Genomic DNA, 15,672 nt, shown 5'->3' with positions numbered 1-15,672 from the left:
GCCTTCCGCCGCAGTCAAAACAAGGAGGTGGGGTCATGTTTGTCGGATTCGAGCCTGTTGCCGGCGCCCTGGTGCCGTTTGCCTATGACTGGCCGATGGTGGGCCTGTCGTTCCTGATCTCGGTGTGCGGCGCCTACGTCGGCCTGCGCTGGTCGCGCCGGGTGCGCCAGCCCGACGGACGCCTGGACGTCGACCGGCTGCTGTGCGCCAGCGTGGCGCTGGGCGGCGGCGCGGTCTGGTCGATGCATTTCATCGGCATGGTGGCCTACCAGACCCCGACCCACCGCGAGTTCGGCCTGTTCACCACGCTGGCCTCGCTGCTGGTGGTGATGGTGCTGGCCGGGGCCGGCCTGGCGCTCGCGTCGCGCCCGCGCGGCAGCCGCAGCGCCAATGTGGTCCAGGGCGGCGTGCTGACCGGGCTGGGCGTGGTGGCGATGCACTACACCGGCATGGCCGCGATCCGCTCCAACACCCGCTTCGACTGGGATCTCGCCATCATCGGGCTGTCGGTGGTGATCGCGGTGGTCGTGTCGGTGGTGGCGCTGTGGCTGGCCATTACGGTGAAGACCGGCGGCAAGCAGCTGGCGGCGGCCGTGGTGATGGGCGTGGCGGTCTGCGGCATGCACTACACCGGCATGTCGGCCGGCACCATGATCTGCACCAGCCCGACCTACGCCCCCAGCCTGTTTGCGATCGAAGGCGACAGCATTGGCTATGCGGTATTCGGGCTGAGCCTGATCACGCTGCTGGTGATCCTGGTGGTGGAAGCCACGCGCACCGGCGCCGTGGCCGGCACCGCCGCGATGGCACGCTCGCGCGACCCCGCCTGACACCGGACGACGGACTGACGGGCCAGCGCGCCCGTTCCCGCACATTCCTGGCGGACCAGCATCCGGCGCGCTGCATGAACGCGGCGGCCGGGTTAAGCTTGCGGTTTCACCGCCCACCAGGAGAACACGCATGTACCAGGATCTCGCCCTCTATATCGACGGAGAATTCATCAAGGGAGGCGACCGGCGCGAGCAGGAGGTCATCAACCCGGCCACGCAGGAAGTGCTGGGCCAGCTGCCGCACGCCACGCGCGCCGACCTGGACCGCGCCCTGGCCGCCGCGCAGCGTGCCTTCGAAAGCTGGAAGAAGACCTCGCCGCTGGAGCGCGGCAAGATCCTGCGCCGCGTCGGCGAACTCGCGCGCGAGCGCGCCCGCGACATCGGCCGCAATATCACGCTGGACCAGGGCAAGCCGCTGGCCGAGGCGGTCGGCGAGATCATGGTCTGCGCCGAGCACGCCGACTGGCACGCCGAGGAATGCCGCCGCATCTACGGCCGCGTGATCCCGCCGCGCCAGCCCAATGTGCGCCAGCTGGTGGTGCGCGAGCCGATTGGCGTCTGCGCCGCGTTCACGCCGTGGAACTTCCCGTTCAACCAGGCCATCCGCAAGATCGTCGCCGCGGTGGGCGCGGGATGCACGCTGATCCTGAAGGGCCCCGAGGACTCGCCCAGCGCGGTGGTGGCGCTGGCGCAGCTGTTCCACGATGCCGGCCTGCCGCCGGGCGTGCTCAATATCGTCTGGGGCGTGCCGGCCGAGGTCTCGACCTACCTGATCGAATCGCCGATCGTGCGCAAGATCTCGTTCACCGGCTCGGTGCCGGTGGGCAAGCAGCTGGCGGCGCTCGCCGGCGCGCACATGAAGCGCGTGACCATGGAGCTGGGCGGGCATTCGCCGGTGCTGGTGTTCGACGATGCCGACATCGACCCGGCCGCCGAGATGCTGGCGCGCTTCAAGCTGCGCAATGCCGGCCAGGTATGCGTGTCGCCCACCCGCTTCTACGTCCAGGAGAAGGCTTATGACCGCTTCCTGGCGCGCTTTACCGAGGTGATCGGCTCGATCAAGGTCGGCAACGGCCTGGAAGACGGCACCCAGATGGGCCCGCTGGCGCACGAGCGCCGGGTGCTGTCGATGGAGCAGTTCCTGGACGATGCCAGCCAGCGCGGCGGCAAGGTGGTGGCGGGCGGCTCGCGCCTGGGTGACAAGGGCTACTTCTTCGCGCCCACCGTGGTCACCGACCTGCCCGACGACGCGCGCCTGATGACCGACGAGCCGTTCGGCCCGGTGGCGCCGGTGACGCGCTTCAAGGACACCGCCGAGGTGCTGCGTCGCGCCAACAGCCTGCCCTTCGGCCTCGCGTCCTACGTGTTCACCAACTCGCTGAAGACCGCGACCGAAGTCTCCAACGGCCTCGAGGCCGGCATGGTCAACATCAACCACTTCGGCATGGCGCTGGCCGAAACCCCGTTCGGCGGCATCAAGGACTCGGGCATCGGCAGCGAAGGCGGCCTGGAGACTTTCGACGGCTACCTGGTGACCAAGTTCATCACCCAGGTCTGAGCACCCGGGCGCGGTGCAAGGCGGCCTGCCGCCGGCGCCCTCCCGGGGCCGGCGGCGCCTCCCCGTCAGCGGAAGAAGATGCCGCGCGTCAGGAACGTATGATTCGCTTCTTCCGCCATCAGCCAGACCAGCACCAGCAGGCACAGCGGCGGGATCAGGATGGCGCAGATCAGCGCCATCCGCTCCCATGCCATGTGCATGAACACCGCCACGATCAGCCCCGCCTTCAGGCTCATGAACAGCAGGATCAGGGTCCAGCGCAGGTAGCCGCTGACATGGAAATAATCGACCATGTAGGACAGCGCGGACAGCACGAACAGCAGCAGCCAGATCTTCAGGTACAGCCCGATCGGATGCTGCTGGCCGTGGTGCGCGGCGTCCGCGCCAGTGGCATGCGGGGGCGTTGCCGGCGCCGCGGGGGTTGCAGGGTTCGATGCCATGGCCACCCTCACCAGAGATAGAACAGCGCAAAGATAAACACCCACACCAGGTCGACGAAGTGCCAGTACAGGCCGGCAATCTCGACGATCTGGTAGTTGCCGGTGGCCTCGTAGCGCCCGCGCAGCACGCGCATGGCCACCACCAGCAGGTAGATCACGCCGCACGACACGTGCAGGCCGTGGAAGCCCGTGATCATGAAGAAGGTCGAGCCGAACTGCGCCGCCCCCATCGGATTGCCCCAGGGCCGCACGCCCTCGTCGACGATCAGCTTGGTCCATTCGAACGCCTGCATGCCGACGAACAGCGCGCCGAACGCTGCGGTGACGAACATCAGCGTCGCGCATTCGCGCCGCGCGCGCCGGTAGGCAAAATTCACCGCCATCGCCATGGTGCCGCTGCTGGTGATCAGCACGAAGGTCATGATGGCGATCAGCAGCAGCGGGATGTCGGCGCCGCCCACATGCAATGCGAACACCTCGCTCGGGTTCGGCCATGGCACCGTGGTCGACATGCGCACGGTCATGTAGCCGGTCAGGAAGCAGCTGAAGACGAAGGTGTCGGACAGCAGGAAGATCCACATCATCGCCTTGCCCCACGACACCTTGAAGGCCTGCTGGTCCGACGACCAGTCGGCCAGCATGCCGCGCACGCCGCCGACCGGTGGCGCGGATGGCGGGGGCTGCACCGCGGGGGCGGCCGATGGTGAAGACAGTTGCGTGGACATGCCGGTCCTCCTTGCCGCCGGCGCTAGGCCGTGCCGCAGATGTAGCGCACCAGTTCGGGCGTGAGCCATCCCAGCGCCGCCAGCAGCACCGCCCACACCGCCAGCAGGAAATGCCAGTAGCGCGCGCACAGCCGCAGGCGCAGCACCGCGGCCTCGCCGCTGCCGCGTGCCGTCATGGCGAAGCCCCAGCCCGCCAGGCCGCCCAGCACGTGCAGCCCGTGCATCGCCGTCAGCAGGTAGAAGAAGCTGCCGGCCGGATTGCCAGCCGGCATCACCTGCATCGCGCCCAGCGCCTGCCAGGCCCACAGCTGCGAGGCGACAAAAGCGGCCGCCCCCAGCCCGCCCAGGCGCAACGCGCGCCGTGCCGCGGCCATCTCGCCCCGGCCCGCCGCGCGCGAGGCCACCGCCATCGCCACGCTGCCCGCGGCCAGCAGCGCGGTCGACAGCCATACCTGCCACGGCAGCGCGATGCGGTGCCAGTCAGGGCTGTCCATGCGCAGCGCGTAGGCGGTCAGGAACAGCGCGAACAGCGACGTGACCACGCCCATGAACACCCACAAACCGATGCTGGCCGGTGCGCGGCGCTGCGGATGGCGGTTGGCGGCGTTCTCGCCCGACGGGTTGCCGCCGAAGTCGTCGCGGCTGACCTTGTAGACGGCGTCGGCGTTCATGCTACGGCTCCACGGCTGGCGTGCGGTTCAGGCTCGGATCCGCCCTGCTCGGGCGGCGCGTTCTGCGCGATAAAGTCGTCGCGCGCGCCCGGCACGCTGTAGGCATAGGCCCAGCGGTACACCACCGGCAGGTGCGGGCCCCAGTTGCCGTGCGCGGGCGGGGTCTGCGGCGTCTGCCATTCCAGCGAGGCCGCGCGCCACGGATTGCCGTCGGCCTTGCGCCCGTGCCGCAGGCTCCAGAACAGGTTGTAGACAAAGAGCAGCTGCGCCGTGGCGACGACGAACGCCGCCACCGAGATATACATGTTCATCACGTGCGCCGATTCCGGGATAAAGGCGTAGTTCTCCCAGGCGTAGTAGCGCCGCGGCATCCCGAGCACGCCCAGGTAGTGCATCGGGAAGAAGATGGCATAGGTGCCGACGAAGGTGACCCAGAAGTGAATACTGCCCATGGTGTCGTTCAGCATCCGCCCGGTCACCTTGGGATACCAGTGGTAGAGCCCGCCGAATACCACCAGGATCGGCGACACGCCCATCACCATGTGGAAGTGCGCCACCACGAAGTAGGTATTCGACAGCGGGATGTCGACGCTGACGTTGCCCAGGAACAGCCCGGTTAGCCCGCCGATGATGAAGGTGCTGATGAAGGCGATGGCGAACAGCATCGGCACGGTGAAGTGGATATCGCCGCGCCAGAGCGTGATGACCCAGTTGTAGACCTTGATCGCCGTGGGGATCGCGATGATCAGCGTGGTGGTGGCGAAGAAGAAGCCGAAATACGGGTTCATGCCGCTGACGAACATATGGTGCGCCCACACCACCACCGACAGCACGCCGATCGCCAGGATCGCCCAGACCATGGTGCGGTAGCCGAAGATGCTCTTGCGCGAATGCACGCTGATCAGGTCCGAGACGATGCCGAAGGCCGGCAGCGCGACGATATAGACCTCGGGGTGGCCGAAGAACCAGAACAGGTGCTGGAACAGCAGCGGGCTGCCGCCCTTGTACTGCAGCTGCTGGCCCATCGACACCATTGCCGGCATGAAGAAGCTGGTGCCCATGGTCTTGTCGAGCAGCATCATCACCGCCGACACGAACAGCGCCGGGAACGCCAGCAGCGCCAGGATGGTCGCCATGAAGATGCCCCACACCGACAGCGGCATGCGCAGCAGCGTCATGCCCTCGGTGCGTGCCTGCAGCACGGTGGTGACGTAGTTCAGCCCGCCCATCGTCGCCGCGACGATGAAGATCGCCAGCGATACCAGCATCAGGATGATGCCCCAGTCGTGCCCTGGGGTGCCGGGCAGGATGGCCTGCGGCGGATACAGCGTCCAGCCCGCGCCGGTGGGCCCGCCCGGCACGAAGAAGCTGGCCAGCAGCACGATCACCGACAGCAGGTAGACCCAGAAGCTGAGCATGTTGAGGAAGGGGAACACCATGTCGCGCGCCCCCACCATCAGCGGGATCAGGTAGTTGCCGAAGCCGCCCAGGAACAGCGCGGTCAGCAGGTAGATCACCATGATCATGCCGTGCATGGTGACGAACTGGTAGTAGCGGTTGACGTCGATAAACTCGAAACGGCCGGGGAAGCCCAGCTGCATGCGCATCAGGTTGGACAGCGCCACGCCCACCAGGCCCACCACGATCGCCACGATGGTGTATTGCACGGCGATGACCTTGTGGTCCTGGCTCCAGATATAGCGCGTCCAGAAGCTCTGCGGCGCGTGATGGGCGGCATCATCGGCGTAAGCCATGCAGGTCTCCTCACTGGCGCGGCGGCGCGGGCGCGGCCGTGGGCGGCACCGCGACGGCCGTCGAAGTGGTATAGCTGCCGGACGCGGCGCCGGCCGTGGCCGCGGGCGCTGCCGAACCGGTAGCCGCCGTGGTCGCGGCGCTGGTGGTGGCGGCCGCTCCTGCGGGCACGTCCGCGGGAGCCACCGGAGCAACCATGCCGGCGTCCGCGGCGCCGCTGCTGACAGACTTGATATAGGCGGTCAGCGCCGCGACCTCGTCGTCGCTGACCGGCACCTTCGGCATCACCGGGCCGTAGCCTTTGACCAGCCGCGCATGCGGGTCCGCAATCTCCTTGTGCAGGAAGGCATCGTCCACCCTGGCGCTGCTGCCGTCGGCAAAGTTCTCGGTCTTGCCGTACAGGCCCTTCCAGGTCGGTCCCACGCCCGGATTGCCGTCGATACTGTGGCAGCCGACGCAGCCCTTGCTCTGCGCCAGCGCGCGGCCTTTCTCGATGGTGCCGGCCGCACCCGCGGCACCGGGCGAGGCGGCGGCCATCGCCGCAGGCGGCGCCGCGGCCTTCGCCAGCGTCATGGCAAAGGTCTGCTGCTTGGCCAGCCACGCCTCGAACGCGGCCGGCTCTTCCACCACCACCGTGCCGCGCATGTTGTAGTGCCCGACGCCGCACAGCTGCGCGCACAGGATGTCGAAGCGTCCCGCCTGCGTCGGCGTGAACCAGAACGACGTCACCATGCCCGGCACCATGTTCATGCGCGCGCGGAACGGCGGCACGTAGAAGTCATGCAGCACGTCCTTGGAGCGCAACAGCACCTTGACCGGCTGGTTCAGCGGCAGGTGCACCTCCGGGCCAACGATGACGATGTTGTCGAGCCCGCGCGGATCGTCCGGGTCCAGCCCGAGCGGATTGGCGCCGGTGACGAAGCGCGCGTCCGACGCGCCCAGCTGCCCGCTCTTGCCGGGAAAGCGGAAGGCCCACGACCATTGCTGCCCGACCACTTCCATCACCATCGCCTCGCGCGGCGGGCGCACGTAGTCGGCATAGACGAACAAACCTGGAGCCAGCAGCAGGATCACGCCCAGCGTGGTGCCGCCGATCAGCCACAGTTCCAGCCGGCTGTTCTCGGGGTGATAGGAGGCGCGGTGACCGCTGCCGCCATTGGGATGCGGCGCATCATGGCGAAAGCGCCAGACGATGTAGCCAACGAACAGGTTGATGCCGATAAAGAAGATGCCGGTGATGACGAGGGTAATGGTCAGCGTGTCGTCCATCTGTTTCCAGTTGGACGCCAGCGGCGTTGCCCACCACGGGCTCAGGAAATGAAAGAGCACCGATGCGGCAACCATGACGACGAGTGCGATGGCCATCGCCATATCCACCCTCCTCCTCGCGCGCGGCGAGGGATGCGCAAGTCACGCAGGTAGAGATAAGACTAGTGCATGCCGTCAGGTCACTGCAAGGCGACACGCCGTAGCATTGGTGTCGCACTGCACAAGTGCGCCGCACAAGGAAAAAGCGGCGGCGGGAACCCGTGGTTCCCGCCGCCGCTGTTGCTGTGTGCCGGTCCGGTGTGCTGGCCGGCTCGCGCTCAGTGCGAGACGTCCTTGCTTTCCAGCTTCCAGTAGCAAGCCGCCGCCGCGATGCCGAAGATCAGGTGGCCGACGAAGGTGTGCCAGCCGCGCACCTCGACAAACCACGGGAACGCCCGCGTCATCACATAGAAGTTGAAGACGTAGACCAGCACCCCGAACACCGCGCCCGCCAGCATGGCCAGGCCCAGGCTGGAGTCGAGCGTGAACGGCGCCAGGATGGCCGCCAGGATCATGCCGAGCACCGCGCCCAGCACGAAGTGGATCACCAGTGCCGCGGCCACCGTGCCGACGCTGAACAGCGAGGTCTGCAGCACCTCCGGCCCCATCACGATCGCCGCGATCATGCGCGTGGCCACCCACGGGTTGACGCCCGACACCATCGACGACCAGAACAGTTCCAGCACCAGCAGCAACGCGCCCGCCGCCAGCCCCGACACCGCTGCCGCGGTCCAGTCCGGCAGTCGTCGCACGTAGTGGTGCGATTGCATGTGAAGTTCCATAGCCACCTCCGTCTCTCTCGTCGGCGGGGCATCGCACGAAAGGGGAAACACGCCCCGCGTCTCTGCTCAGCATAGGACACGCGTTTCCCGCTTCGGGGCCGCAAAGCCGAAAAAAGGCTCGGATTGCGTACGTCGCGCAACGACCGCCCGAGGCAAGTGCGGCCACCGATACCTGCGCGCACCGGCACAAGCGCCGCATCGGGGACAATCCCGATGCGCACACCATTCATACGGCACACACAGCCTATACTGGAATCACAAAAGAGAGAGACAGGAGACCGCCATGCACTTCACCGCGCATGATCTTGTATTCCTGATTCCGATGGCGCTGGTAGGCGTGATCGCCATGGGCTCGATCCCGGTGACCGCCAAGTTCCTGCGCATCAGTTGCCGCACCATGGGCGCGCTGATCGGCGCACTGGTCGCGGTGCTGGTGCTCGAGGCATTACCGCTGCTCATCTGACTCCCGCGGGAGTCTTGTTCACACGTAGTGGGAGGAGGACCCCGCTATGTCGATCGGCCTGATTGCCGCCATCATGGTGGCGCTGCTGTGCGTTACCGTGTGGCGGGCGCTGTGGCGCTGCAGTCATCCGTACCGGATGCGGTATCGGCGGTGCGCGGTGCAGCGGCAGCGCGCGGGGCTTTGCCGGCCGGGACACAGGCACCACGACGGCTAGTCGCGAGGGCCCGGCAGGCGTCGTATAGAGCGCAGTGGGCCGTTTACAGCTCGATCATCGCGAATTCGCCCTTGCCGACGTCGCATTCCGGGCAGCGCCAGTCATCGGGGATGTCCTCCCAGCGCGTGCCGGGGGCGATGCCGTCTTCCGGCCAGCCCTGCTCTTCGTCGTACACCCAGCCGCAGATCACGCACACCCACGTCTTGTAGGCGACGGCGGCTTCCATTGGCTCCTGCTGCAAAATTCACTCCTGATTCGGCGATGGAACGGATTGTCCGGGCCGAATCATACCGGTTTTCCCGGCAGGGCCCGTGGCGGCGCCGCGCGGTGCGGCGCCGCCATCCGCGCTAGCCGCGGATGGAAAAGTCCACGCGGTTGGGCGTGCCCTTGTCCTTGATGCCTTCGGCGCTGAGCTTGGGCGCGGTCAGGAACAGCCGGCTCTCGGGCACCTTGCCCTCGCGTTCGAGCGACTGCTTGACCACCAGCGCGCGCTGCTCGGCCAGCCGCTTGAGGTCGGCCTCGGTGACGGTGGCATTGGCCATCAGCAGTTTTTCCATTTCCTCGGGCGGCAGGGTCTTGGCAAAGCCGACGAAGTTGCGCGGCTTCTTCATCGAGGTGCGCTTGTAGACCTGCTCCAGGTACTTGGGGTACTCGGCTTTCGACACCTTGACCTCGGCGCCCTGCTCGCCGGCTTCGTCGTCGCCCGCTGCGGCACCGGCCTGCGCGTTGTCGCGCAGGTCGCGCCGCTTCTGCTCGGCCACGCGCGCATCCAGCCAGGCGCGGCGCGCGCCGGCTTCATCGGTGGCGGGATCGATGCGGCCGCTGATTTCCAGCCGCAGCGAGGGCCGGTCATTGAGCGCCTGGCCCAGCTTGGCGATCTTGTCCTTCGCCGCCGGGGTCAGCGTGGCCGTGCCGGGCGCGAATTCGACATAGCCCAGCTCCTCGCCGCTGCCGCCGAAGGCCGAGGCGATCAGCGAGAACGGCGAGGTGATCGCCTTGGTCAGCAGGTTGACGATCACACGCACGATCACGCCGCCGATGCTGAACTCCGGATCCGACAGCGAACCCGATACCGGCAGGTTCACATCGATCACGCCATTGCGGTCCTTGAGCAGCGACACCGCCAGCAACACCGGCAGCTTGGTCGCATCGGGGCTGTCGACGCGCTCGCCGAAGGTAAGCTGGTCGAGGAACAGGTGATTACGCGCATCGAGCTTGCCGTTCTCGATCTTGTAGGCCACGTCCACGGTCAGCTTGCCCTTGGTGATGGGGTAGCCGGCGTACTTGGCGGCATAAGGCGTGAGCCGCGTCAGCTCGACGCCGGCGGCCTTGGCGGCAATGTCGAGGAACAGCTGCTCGCCCAGCGGATTGAGCTTGCCGCTGATATTGACCGGCGCGTCGTCGTCGATGCGGCCGTCCAGCACCAGGTCGGCGGGGGTGGGGTCGCCCGACGACACCCTGGACACCGAGCCCTTCATGCCGGTCAGGTTGGCGGTGTAGTTGGGCTTGACGAAGAAGTCCGAGAAATTGATGTTGCCCTTGTCGACGGAGACCCCGCCGATGCGGATCTGCGGCTTGGGCCCGCCCGGCTTCTGTTCGACCTGCGCGGTACGCGTGTCGCCGGCCTGCACCGGGGGCGCGGCCGGCGCTGAAGCCGGGTTGGCTTGCGTCAGGCTGGTGGACGGCGCCGCCTCGCCTTTTTCCGCGCCGCCCGCCAGCACGTCCTGCAGGTTCAGGCGGCCGTTGGCGTTCAGGATCACGCGGGCGTAGAAATCGGACAGCGCGATATTGCCCAGGCTGACCCGCATCGGCCCCTTGCTCTCGTCCATCGCGAAGTCGATGCCCGACACCGCCAGCGAGCGCCAGCGCAGGAAATCGTCGCCGCTGACGCGGTCCACGGTGCGCACGTTGCCGGTCTGCACATTGCCGTTGAAATGCGCGGCAAGCGGCTTGCCGGCCGGCGCGTCGACATTGAGCCGGCCCTTGACCGTCAGCGTGCCGCTGCGCAGCGCAGCGTTGAAGCGGTCAGCCAGGTAAGGCTGCAACGGGCTCACATCGACTTGGCGCAGGTCCAGCTGCAGCCGGCTCGCCGGCAGCGCCGGCAACACCGTGCCATCGATGCCGATCACGCCACGGCGGCCGGCTTCGGCGTGCAGCTTGACCGGCACCGCCGCTGGCGTCAGCGGCCAGGCCACGGCGCCGGTGCTCAGGCCGATGTTGCGGAACTGGTGAATCACCGGGCGGCCGCGGTTGGCCTGCGCCGGCTGGTAGTCCGCAAGGCGGGCGCTGCCGCCTTCCACCACGACCTTGCCGATATTGGCCTTCCAGCCACCGCCGGCGGCAGCGCCACTGGCACCGTTGGCACTGGCCGGCGCCGTACGCCGCGGCGCTGCACGCGCCTGCTGCGCGGATTCGCTCGCCCATAGCCGGGCCATCTCGATCAGCTCGCCGCGATGGTCGCGCGTGGCGGCGATCTGCGGCTGCGCCAGCGTCACCTGGCTGGTGGCGAAGGTCTGTTTGGCGAGGTCGAACTGGATATCGTCGAGCACCAGCTTTTGCGCCTGCAGCAGCGGCAACGCAGCACCATCCCCGTCACTGCCGCGCTCGCCGGCGCGATCGCGCGCGCGGCGGCCGTCGCCCTTCGGCCTGTCCGCGGCAGGCGCTTCGGCTGCGTTGACGCGCGGTGCGGCGGCCGCTGGCATCACCACCGGGTCGCGCGTGGCGACGTACAGCGGCGCCAGCTCCAGCCGCGATTTTTCCAGCACGAACTGGAACTGTGGCGTGCCCCACGCCATGCGGTAATGCAGCTCGGCGTTGACCGCGGTGGTGCCGAACTGGCTGCGCAGCTCGCGCGGCCACCAGGCGGCAAACCCCTGCGGGCGCAAGCCAGTGGTTTCCAGCGTGCCGGCCATCGAGCCGTCGCGCAGCAGCAGGTCGCCGGTATGGTGCAGGGTCTGGCCGTCGGCCACGGTCAGCGTGGCCTCGACGCGCACGGGCTTGTCGCCGTCGGTGCCGGCAAAGCCCTTGACCTCGGCATCGAGCGGCCCGAGCGCGAGCTTGCCCGGGCCCGATGGCGCCAGCGCATCTTCGAATCCGACCCGGGCCTGCCTGACGACGATGCGGTCGACCGCATAGCGCCACGGCACTTCCTTGGCCGCGGCTGTCGCAGGGGTTGCGGGCGCGGCCGAGGCCGCCGACGCAGCAGCCGGAGCCGAGGCCGGCGCCGGTGCCGGCGCCACGCCATCGGTGGACCGGCTCACCGCCTGCGGCAGGAATGCCGTGGCCAGGTTGAGCGAGCCGTCCGCGCGCCGCGCCGCCTCCACCGCCAGCCCTTCGATCTCGACGCTGCGCAGCTGCGCGCGGTGCGCCAGCGGCTCCAGCCTGGCGATATCGACGGCCAGCTTGCCGCTGCGGATCAGCGGCTGGCCGGCGCGCGTCCGCACGTCGGCTTCGCGCAGCGCGGCGGTGCCCAGCACCACCATCTCCTGCGTGTCCTGCTGCTGGCGGAACGCCACCGTCAGCCGCGTATCGAGCTTGCCGGACTTGACCTCGGCATCGCGCAACGGCGGCGCGAACGCCATCATCCGCGCCACCTCGAGCCCGTCGAGGTTGATGTTGAGCCGGGTCTGGCGCGAATCGGCAAAAGGCAGCACTTCGCCATCCAGCGCCAGCGGCGTGCCGTTGACCTGCGCGCTCAGCGTGGGCCGGGTCACGATCTCGACGTCGTGCGGCAAGTTGGACAGGAACGGCAGCGTCAGCGTCAGGTTGTCGACGCGCAGGGTGGTATCGAGCAGCTTGTCGTCATAGCGAATGCTGCTGCCGGTCACCGCGATGTTGTTCACCGAGAAGCGCGCCGGCTTGGCATCGGCCGGCTTGGGCGGCAGCGCCGCGAACTTCTCCTGCACATCGGCGAAGCTCATGCGGCCGTCGGCGCCGCGCACCACGTGCACGGCCAGGCGGTCGACATGCAGGTTGTCGACCACCGGCGCCAGGTGCCAGACCGAGGCCAGCGAGGTATTGGCCTGCGCCTCGCCCAGTGTCAGCGCCGGCGTCTTGCCATCGCGCTCGTAGATGGTCAGGTCGGTCAGCGTGGCCGCCAGCTCGAACGGCCGCACATGGGCCTGCCCCAGCGTGACCTTGCGCCCAAGCGCCTCGGTCGCGTTCTTTTCAACCAGGTACTTGATCAGCGGTGGCCCGCCGAAATACCCCGCCAGCCCGAACACCGCCAGCGCCGCCGCCACGCCGCCCGCAATGCGCACGGCCAGCCGGCCGCGCGGCGTGGCAGCCACCGTGGCGGCCAACTGGATGGATTGCTTGAATGCCATGACGTTCCAGAAATTCCGACCCCGCAATCCGGCGCTGCACGCTTCTTTGTGCCCCGGATTTCACATTTTTCGACATTATGGCAACGGTTTTGGACAAAGCAAAGAAATTGGGCCGGCGAGGCTGTGCGCGACGCGGGCGCTGACTGGCGTCGGTTTGACCGCTCAACGACCCGAGCGCCGATCTGGTATCTTTACGTCCTTTGCGAAGCGTCCCGTCGCAAGCCTGTGGCTTACCCGCCGCGTCGAGCCTGCCTCTCCCGCGCTGTACCCTCCGGCCACACCCATCACGTTATTCCGTGCTGCGCGCTTCGCATGCGTTCTCTTCCATGCGAGTCCATTCCATGTCTACCACCAGCAGTACCGCCGCGGTTGTCGGCACGCCGCGCGCCGGCGCGCGCGCCCTCACCGGCCAGGATTACAAGACGCTTTCGCTTGCCGCCCTCGGCGGCGCGCTCGAATTCTACGACTTCATCATCTTCGTGTTCTTCGCGACGGTGATCGGCCAGCTGTTCTTCCCGCCGTCGGTGCCCGACTGGCTGCGCCAGCTGCAGACCTTCGGCATCTTCGCGGCGGGCTACCTGGCGCGGCCGCTGGGCGGCATCATCATGGCGCACTTCGGCGACCTGCTCGGCCGCAAGAAGATGTTCACGCTGTCGATCCTGCTGATGTCCGTGCCCACGCTGCTGATGGGCCTGATGCCGACTTACCAGTCGATCGGACTGGCCGCGCCGGTGCTGCTGCTGGTGCTGCGCATCCTGCAAGGCGCGGCCGTCGGCGGCGAAGTGCCGGGCGCCTGGGTCTTCGTCTCCGAGCACGTGCCGGCACGCCATGTCGGCTACGCCTGCGGCACGCTGACCGCGGGACTGACCGCCGGCATCCTGCTCGGCTCGCTGGTGGCAACCGGCATCAACACCGTCTTCACCCCGGCCGAGCTGGCCGACTACGGCTGGCGCGTGCCCTTCCTGATCGGCGGCGTGTTCGGCATCGCCTCGATGTATCTGCGCCGCTGGCTGCACGAGACCCCGGTCTTCGCCGAACTGCAGCAGCGCAAGGCGCTGGCGGCCGAAATGCCGCTGAAGTCAGTAATGCGCGACCACGGCGGCAGTGTCGCGGTGTCGATGCTGCTGACATGGATGCTGTCGGCCGGCATCGTGGTGGTGATCCTGATGACCCCCACCTTCCTGCAGAAGCTGTATGGCTTCGACGCCCGCACCGCGCTGGTCGCCAACAGCGTGGCCACGCTGTGCCTGACCGTCGGCTGCATCGTCTCCGGCGCGCTGGCCGACCGCATCGGCGCGCGCCGCACGCTGTTCTTCGGCGGCCTGCTGCTGGCGGTCTGCGCCTATGCGTTCTACACCACCATCTTCACCCGCCCCGACCTGCTGCTGCCGCTGTACGCGCTCGCGGGCTTCCTGGTCGGCACCATCGGCGCGGTGCCGTTCGTGCTGGTCAACGCGTTCCCGGCGCAGGTGCGGTTCTCGGGGCTATCGTTCTCGTACAACGTGTCCTATGCGATCTTCGGCGGCCTGACGCCGATGGTGGTGACGCTGATGCTGAAGAACGATCCGCTGGCGCCGGCGCATTATGTGGTCGCGCTGTGCGTGGTGGGGATGGTGACGGCGTTGTTTGTGAAGGATCGCTCGCGAGGGTGATAGGGCCATCGCGGCAGATACAGCGGGAGGGCTGACGCCCTCTTGTAGTGGGAATCGGGATTCGATCAGCGTCCCGATTTCGCGGACGGCGCGAAATAGTGCTGTTCCAGGTAGCTCACGCCGAACGCCACGATATCCCGGGCGTCGAACAGATAGCAGTGCGCACACCCCACCTGGCCTTCGGTATGCCGGCCTAAGGGCACATAGGCCCTGGCGATGGTTTCTACCCCGTCCGGCTGGCCTTCGATGGCAAAGCAATCCAGAATCCCGTTCGAGTCAAAGTCCTCTACGGCCTCCCACACCGTCTGCCCGTCCGCGCCTCGCATGGGCATCTCATAGGTGACGCGGCGCTTGCCGGGGATCTCGGCAATGGCCTCGGCGTAGTGCAGGACGGTCAGAGCATCGAGACCAGCGCCAAGCAGCAGCACTTTGCCGCCCTCGTTAATAAAGCGCTCGATTGGAGAGCCTTTGCCAAAGGCTTCACCAAGCCGATGTGGCTCGATCAGGAATCTTGCGCGCGGCCCGAGCGCGACCATGGAAGCGTCGGGATGTCCGCTTCGCAAGGCATCCAGGGATGTGGCGAGGTAATGGTTGAGCAAACCGAAGCCGCGGTACGTGCCGGCCGTTGCAGGATCGAAAGGCGGCCAGTTGCGCCGCTGCTGATCATCCATCTTCGCACCATGCAGCGTCTCGTCGTAGGGAGATCGATCCCAGGAGGCATAACCTACCAGCGTGCCTTCCGTGCCAACGGCGTCGCGAAGTGCTGCCACAAGACCAGCAGCGCCTCCCTCGATAGGACCTATGGCCTTTAGCGAGGCATGCACCATCACAAGGTCGCCGGCGTTGACTCCGAGCGAGCGAAGTTCGCAGGTGATTGTGGTTTGGCTTCGCATGTTTCGCCTTCCATGTGCTGATCGGTGCGACGCCGGGTGAGTATCCGCCGGCACAGACT

Annotated in this window: 14 protein-coding genes; 5 read left to right on the top strand and 9 right to left on the bottom strand. The window is 67.5% G+C overall.

Annotated elements, in window-relative coordinates:
* Positions 1–35: 35 nt before the first annotated feature.
* Positions 36–830 carry an MHYT domain-containing protein gene (locus C7416_RS01955; RefSeq protein WP_111516870.1) on the top strand — a complete coding sequence of 265 codons (795 nt, stop codon included), beginning with the start codon at positions 36–38 and terminating at the stop codon, positions 828–830.
* A gap of 130 nt (positions 831–960) precedes the next feature.
* Entirely contained in the window at positions 961–2,388 is a 1,428-nt protein-coding gene (locus C7416_RS01950) for an NAD-dependent succinate-semialdehyde dehydrogenase (RefSeq protein WP_111516869.1), read from the top strand.
* Between the two features lie 65 nt (positions 2,389–2,453).
* On the opposite strand, the gene C7416_RS01945 is transcribed toward C7416_RS01950, so the two are convergent.
* The 6 genes from C7416_RS01945 to C7416_RS01920 all read right to left on the bottom strand — a co-directional run bounded on the left by C7416_RS01945 (position 2,454) and on the right by C7416_RS01920 (position 8,066).
* Complete coding sequence (locus C7416_RS01945; protein WP_111516868.1) at positions 2,454–2,828, bottom strand: cytochrome C oxidase subunit IV family protein; 375 nt, start codon at positions 2,826–2,828, stop codon at positions 2,454–2,456.
* Between the two features lie 8 nt (positions 2,829–2,836).
* A complete protein-coding gene (locus C7416_RS01940; RefSeq protein ID WP_111516867.1) occupies positions 2,837–3,553 on the bottom strand; it encodes a heme-copper oxidase subunit III family protein in 717 nt (238 codons plus the stop codon).
* A 23-nt stretch (positions 3,554–3,576) separates the two neighbouring features.
* Positions 3,577–4,224, bottom strand: a complete 648-nt coding sequence (locus C7416_RS01935) for a cytochrome c oxidase subunit 3 family protein (protein ID WP_092310872.1) — start codon at positions 4,222–4,224, stop codon at positions 3,577–3,579.
* Positions 4,221–5,978, bottom strand: a complete 1,758-nt coding sequence (gene ctaD, locus C7416_RS01930) for a cytochrome c oxidase subunit I (RefSeq protein WP_111516866.1) — start codon at positions 5,976–5,978, stop codon at positions 4,221–4,223. Before ctaD ends, C7416_RS01935 begins: the two co-directional genes overlap by 4 nt.
* 10 nt (positions 5,979–5,988) lie before the next feature.
* Positions 5,989–7,347: a cytochrome c oxidase subunit II gene (locus tag C7416_RS01925; protein WP_111516865.1), complete on the bottom strand. Its 1,359-nt coding sequence runs from the start codon at positions 7,345–7,347 to the stop codon at positions 5,989–5,991.
* Positions 7,348–7,562: 215 nt separating this feature from the next.
* Positions 7,563–8,066 carry a hypothetical protein gene (locus C7416_RS01920; protein WP_111516864.1) on the bottom strand — a complete coding sequence of 168 codons (504 nt, stop codon included), beginning with the start codon at positions 8,064–8,066 and terminating at the stop codon, positions 7,563–7,565.
* A 283-nt stretch (positions 8,067–8,349) separates the two neighbouring features.
* Between C7416_RS01920 and C7416_RS01915 the strand changes: the two genes are divergently transcribed.
* Together C7416_RS01915 and C7416_RS29050 are read left to right on the top strand one after the other, a co-directional pair.
* Positions 8,350–8,529 (top strand): hypothetical protein, encoded by a 180-nt coding sequence (locus tag C7416_RS01915; RefSeq protein ID WP_041228702.1) that lies wholly within the window; start codon positions 8,350–8,352, stop codon positions 8,527–8,529.
* Between the two features lie 46 nt (positions 8,530–8,575).
* Positions 8,576–8,743 (top strand): hypothetical protein, encoded by a 168-nt coding sequence (locus C7416_RS29050; protein ID WP_181461126.1) that lies wholly within the window; start codon positions 8,576–8,578, stop codon positions 8,741–8,743.
* Between the two features lie 43 nt (positions 8,744–8,786).
* On the opposite strand, the gene C7416_RS01910 is transcribed toward C7416_RS29050, so the two are convergent.
* Both C7416_RS01910 and C7416_RS01905 read right to left on the bottom strand, forming a co-directional pair.
* On the bottom strand, positions 8,787–8,984 hold the full coding sequence (locus C7416_RS01910) for a rubredoxin (protein ID WP_018008339.1): 198 nt from the start codon (positions 8,982–8,984) through the stop codon (positions 8,787–8,789).
* Positions 8,985–9,090: 106 nt separating this feature from the next.
* The gene (locus C7416_RS01905) at positions 9,091–13,068 is read right to left on the bottom strand and encodes a DUF748 domain-containing protein (protein ID WP_181461125.1); all 3,978 of its coding nucleotides are present in this window, start codon (positions 13,066–13,068) and stop codon (positions 9,091–9,093) included.
* A 341-nt stretch (positions 13,069–13,409) separates the two neighbouring features.
* Here C7416_RS01905 and C7416_RS01900 point away from each other — a divergent pair, with 341 nt between their 5' ends.
* Entirely contained in the window at positions 13,410–14,720 is a 1,311-nt protein-coding gene (locus tag C7416_RS01900) for an MFS transporter (protein WP_111516862.1), read from the top strand.
* Positions 14,721–14,785: 65 nt separating this feature from the next.
* Here the strand turns inward: C7416_RS01900 and aac(3) are convergent, their stop codons facing one another.
* Positions 14,786–15,613, bottom strand: a complete 828-nt coding sequence (gene aac(3), locus C7416_RS01895) for an aminoglycoside 3-N-acetyltransferase (protein ID WP_111516861.1) — start codon at positions 15,611–15,613, stop codon at positions 14,786–14,788.
* Positions 15,614–15,672: the final 59 nt, after the last annotated feature.

Source organism: Cupriavidus phytorum, assembly GCF_003254285.1.
Classification (GTDB): domain Bacteria; phylum Pseudomonadota; class Gammaproteobacteria; order Burkholderiales; family Burkholderiaceae; genus Cupriavidus; species Cupriavidus phytorum.
The sequence above is the reverse complement of the archived record's forward strand: the minus strand, read 5'-3'. Positions and strand labels throughout refer to the sequence as shown.

Coding starts and splice junctions, on each gene's coding strand:
- C7416_RS01920 (WP_111516864.1), bottom strand. CDS start 8,066: ATGGAACTTCACATGCAATCGCACCACTACGTGCGACGACTGCCGGAC.
- C7416_RS01905 (WP_181461125.1), bottom strand. CDS start 13,068: ATGGCATTCAAGCAATCCATCCAGTTGGCCGCCACGGTGGCTGCCACG.
- C7416_RS01925 (WP_111516865.1), bottom strand. CDS start 7,347: ATGGCGATGGCCATCGCACTCGTCGTCATGGTTGCCGCATCGGTGCTC.
- C7416_RS01900 (WP_111516862.1), top strand. CDS start 13,410: ATGTCTACCACCAGCAGTACCGCCGCGGTTGTCGGCACGCCGCGCGCC.
- C7416_RS01935 (WP_092310872.1), bottom strand. CDS start 4,224: ATGAACGCCGACGCCGTCTACAAGGTCAGCCGCGACGACTTCGGCGGC.
- C7416_RS01940 (WP_111516867.1), bottom strand. CDS start 3,553: ATGTCCACGCAACTGTCTTCACCATCGGCCGCCCCCGCGGTGCAGCCC.
- C7416_RS29050 (WP_181461126.1), top strand. CDS start 8,576: ATGTCGATCGGCCTGATTGCCGCCATCATGGTGGCGCTGCTGTGCGTT.
- ctaD (WP_111516866.1), bottom strand. CDS start 5,978: ATGGCTTACGCCGATGATGCCGCCCATCACGCGCCGCAGAGCTTCTGG.
- C7416_RS01955 (WP_111516870.1), top strand. CDS start 36: ATGTTTGTCGGATTCGAGCCTGTTGCCGGCGCCCTGGTGCCGTTTGCC.
- C7416_RS01950 (WP_111516869.1), top strand. CDS start 961: ATGTACCAGGATCTCGCCCTCTATATCGACGGAGAATTCATCAAGGGA.
- C7416_RS01915 (WP_041228702.1), top strand. CDS start 8,350: ATGCACTTCACCGCGCATGATCTTGTATTCCTGATTCCGATGGCGCTG.
- C7416_RS01945 (WP_111516868.1), bottom strand. CDS start 2,828: ATGGCATCGAACCCTGCAACCCCCGCGGCGCCGGCAACGCCCCCGCAT.